3 protein-coding genes and 1 pseudogene are annotated in these 3,521 nt (G+C 68.4%); 3 read left to right on the forward strand and 1 reads right to left on the reverse strand.

What is annotated here, in order from left to right:
* Positions 1–144: 144 nt before the first annotated feature.
* Together HUU94_RS12715 and mmsB are read left to right on the forward strand one after the other, a co-directional pair.
* A complete protein-coding gene (locus tag HUU94_RS12715; protein WP_254601868.1) occupies positions 145–921 on the forward strand; it encodes an enoyl-CoA hydratase-related protein in 777 nt (258 codons plus the stop codon).
* 1 nt (position 922) lies between these two features.
* Positions 923–1,810, forward strand: coding sequence for a 3-hydroxyisobutyrate dehydrogenase (gene mmsB, locus HUU94_RS01940; RefSeq protein WP_254601870.1), 888 nt, complete (start codon positions 923–925; stop codon positions 1,808–1,810).
* Positions 1,811–1,824: 14 nt separating this feature from the next.
* Here the strand turns inward: mmsB and HUU94_RS01945 are convergent, their stop codons facing one another.
* A complete protein-coding gene (locus HUU94_RS01945) occupies positions 1,825–2,583 on the reverse strand; it encodes a response regulator (RefSeq protein ID WP_254601872.1) in 759 nt (252 codons plus the stop codon).
* 152 nt (positions 2,584–2,735) lie between these two features.
* Between HUU94_RS01945 and HUU94_RS01950 the strand changes: the two are divergent.
* Positions 2,736–3,521: pseudogene (locus HUU94_RS01950) on the forward strand (hypothetical protein); the annotation flags it as partial.

Consider the following 3,521-nt stretch of genomic DNA (forward strand, 5'->3'; position numbering starts at 1 on the left):
GGCCTTGAGCCGGGGTCCCGCTTCTTCTTCAGCGTCGGCCAAGCAGCGGGACCCCGGCTCAAGGCCGGGGTGACGAAGTTGAACATCGACAGGACAGACTCTAGCGGGCCGGTGCCGCCAAACGGAATCTAAGAGGAAGACAAGATGGCCGACTATGAAACCTTGCTCGTCGAGCGGCGCGATGCGGTGACGCTCGTCACGATCAATCGCCCGCAGGCGCTCAATGCGCTCAATCCGCAGGTGCTCGCCGATATGATCGCGGCGTTCGCGGCCTATGACGCCGATCCCGCGCAGCGCTGCCTCGTCGTCACCGGCTCCGAAAAGGCGTTCGCGGCGGGCGCTGACATCAAGGCGATGCAGGGCATGGGATTCGCCAAGGCCTTCGGCGAGAATTTCTTCGCCGATTGGGAAAAGATCACCCGGACGCGCAAGCCGTGGATCGCTGCGGTGGCGGGCTTCGCGCTCGGCGGCGGCTGCGAAGTCGCGATGATGGCCGATTTCATCATCGCCGCCGATACCGCGAGGTTCGGCCAGCCCGAGATCAAGCTCGGCGTCGCGCCGGGGATGGGCGGATCGCAGCGGCTGGCGCGCGCGGTCGGCAAGGCCAAGGCGATGGAGATGTGCCTCACGGGGCGGATGATGGACGCCGCCGAGGCCGAGCGTTCGGGGCTGGTCAGCCGGATCGTCCCCGCCGCCGATCTCGTCGAGGAAGCGCTGAAGACGGCGGCGGCGATCGCCGCGATGCCGCCGCTCGCCGCGATCGGAAACAAGGAGATGATCAACGCCGCGTTCGAGACCGATCTGGCGATGGGTATCCTCTTCGAACGCCGCTTGTTCAACGGCCTCTGCTCCACCGACGACAAGACCGAGGGCATGGCGGCCTTCGTCGAGAAGCGCGCGGGGAATTGGACGGGAAAGTAAGATGGCGAAGATCGGCTTCATCGGGCTCGGCAACATGGGCGGCGGCATGGCCGCGAACCTCGTCAAGGCGGGGCATCGGGTGAAGGCGTTCGATCTTTCGGACGCGGCGCTCGCCAGGGCCGAGGAGGCCGGATGCGCGCGCGCCCGCTCCGCCGCGGACGCGGTGTCCGATGCCGAAGCCGTCGTGACGATGCTGCCGGCGGGCAAGCATGTCCGTCAGGTCTATGGCGGCGAGATATTCGGCGCGGTGCCGCGAAACGCGATCCTGATGGATTGCTCGACGATCGACGTCGCGTCGGCCAAGGCGGTGATCGCCGAGGCGGCGGCCGGCGGCATCGCGATGGTCGACGCGCCCGTTTCGGGCGGGATCGCGGCCGCCGATGCCGGCACGCTCACTTTCATGGTCGGCGGCGAGGCGGCGGCGTTCGCGCGCGCCCGGCCGATCCTCGAAAGGATGGGCAAGGCGGTGATCCACGCGGGTGCTGCGGGCGCGGGCCAGGCCGCCAAGATCGCCAACAACATGCTGCTCGGCGCGACGATGGTCGCGACCTGCGAGGCCTTCCTCCTCGCCGAGAAGCTGGGGCTCGATCCGCAGACCTTCTACGATATCTCGTCCAAGGCATCGGGGCAGAGCTGGTCGATGACGAGCTATTGCCCGGTGGCGGGCGTCGGCCCCGAAACGCCCGCCGATCGCGGCTATCGGGGCGGGTTCGCGGCGGCGCTTCAGCTCAAGGACCTCAAGCTCGCGGTCGAGGCCGCGCACGGGGCCGATGCCAGCGTGCCGATGGGAAGCCTGGCGGAATCGCTCTACCAGGCGATGGTCAACGCCGGCGACGGCGGGCTCGACTTTTCCGCGATGATCCGCTTCCTCGACGGCAAGCGCGGCTGAGCACCCCCAGCGCGTCACCCCTTGGCCACCGTCGGCGTGAACAGATAGCCTTCGTTGCGGACGGTGCGGATCAGCTCGCCGCCGCCGCGCGTCTCGCCGAGCTTGCGGCGCAGGCGGCTGACCTGGACGTCGATCGCGCGATCATAATGATCGCTGTCCTCCCCGCGCGCATAATCGAGCAATTGGTCGCGCGTCAGCACGCGGCGCGGATGCTCGACGAACGCGCGCAGCAGGCGGAATTCGCCGTCGGTCAAGTTCACCATGCGATCGTCGGGATCGTAGAGCATCCGCATATCCATATCGATCCGGAAGCCCTGGAAGCGGCGCTGGTCGTGCACGTCCTCGGCGGCGGCGGGCGCGGCCGGCGATCGCGCGCCACCCTTTTCGCGCCGTCGCAGCACGGTGCGGATGCGCGCCAGCAGCTCGCGCGGATTGCACGGCTTGGCGAGATAATCCTCGGCACCCATTTCCAGCCCGACGATGCGATCGACGTCGCTGCCAACCGCCGAAAGCATGATCACGGCGGGCGCGTCCCTGCCCTGCAACGAGCGCAACGCGGTCAGCCCGTCCTCGCGCGGCATCATCACATCGAGCACGATCAGATCATAATGATCGACGGCCAGCTTCTCGCGCATCTCGATCGGATTGGCGGCGGTCGCGGTCTGGAAGCCGTGCTTGTCGAGAAAGGAGGAGATCAGCCGCCGGATGCCGGGATCGTCGTCCACGATCAGGATGCGGGTGGCGAGATCCATGTTCGGCATGATGGCGTTCATCTACGTCGAATGCCAGCCATGCGTTTTCGCCATATGTCTCGCGTGCTTCGCCGGTGCGCACCCGACGTCGAAAGGCCGAAATTTTCCTGCAACATTCGCATGGGAACGCGGAGCGTGACGATCCCGGCGCTTTCGTGGCATGAGCTGCCCGCATGAATTTGCGACGCCCACGGCTCGGCGGCCCGCCGCTTGCGCTTCAGATTCTCGCGCTGCTGCTCGGCGGGCTTCTCGTCGCGCAGGTGGTGACGTTGATCCTGACTTTGCTGCTGCCCCCCGCCCCGGCCGCGCAATATGGCCTTGCCGATATCGCCGCGCGGCTGGCCGGGGCCGAAGGCGGCGACGGCGCACGGGGCCTGCAACGGATCGTGCAGGGCGGGCCTCCCGATGTGGACGGCCCGGGCTGGCTGGTCTCCGATCATTCGCAGACCGAGCTGGCGCACCTGATGGGGGTCGAGCCGGCGCGCGTCAGCCTCGCTTTCTACACCCCCCTCCCCTTCGCGGGAACCGCCGCGCCGCGCGCCCTGGCGATGGCCAACGACGGCTTCGCCAATGACAGCTTCGTAAGTCCCGCTGCCTGGACGCCGAAGGCGCGGCCGGGATCGCTGCTGATCCTTGCGCAATTCTCGCCACCGGTAGGCGGGAGGGCGATGATGATGCCGGGCAGAACGGGCATCGTGGCACCGCCGCGCGATATGATCCCGCAAGGCACGTTCGGGCGCGGAGGACCGGGCCTCGGCCTCTCGCCCGGCGCGATCGGCGATCGGGCACGCTGGGAGCGCGAGCGCCCGCTGCTCGATTTCGCGCCGGGCGTGCCGAGGCGCGGCGAGATGGTGATTTCGGGAGATGGTGGAGCGGCGGTGCCGGCGCTGCTGAAGGGGCGCTCGAGCGTGGCGGCCGTCGCACCCACCGCGTCGCAGGCGGACGCTGCGATCGCCGCG

This window comes from Sphingomonas bacterium (assembly GCF_903644055.1).
Lineage (GTDB): Bacteria > Pseudomonadota > Alphaproteobacteria > Sphingomonadales > Sphingomonadaceae > Sphingomonas_I.

What these genes read in the sequence shown, in the direction of transcription:
- HUU94_RS12715 (WP_254601868.1), top strand. Translation starts at nt 145, where the DNA reads ATGGCCGACTATGAAACCTTGCTCGTCGAGCGGCGCGATGCGGTGACG.
- mmsB (WP_254601870.1), top strand. Translation starts at nt 923, where the DNA reads ATGGCGAAGATCGGCTTCATCGGGCTCGGCAACATGGGCGGCGGCATG.
- HUU94_RS01945 (WP_254601872.1), bottom strand. Translation starts at nt 2,583, where the DNA reads ATGAACGCCATCATGCCGAACATGGATCTCGCCACCCGCATCCTGATC.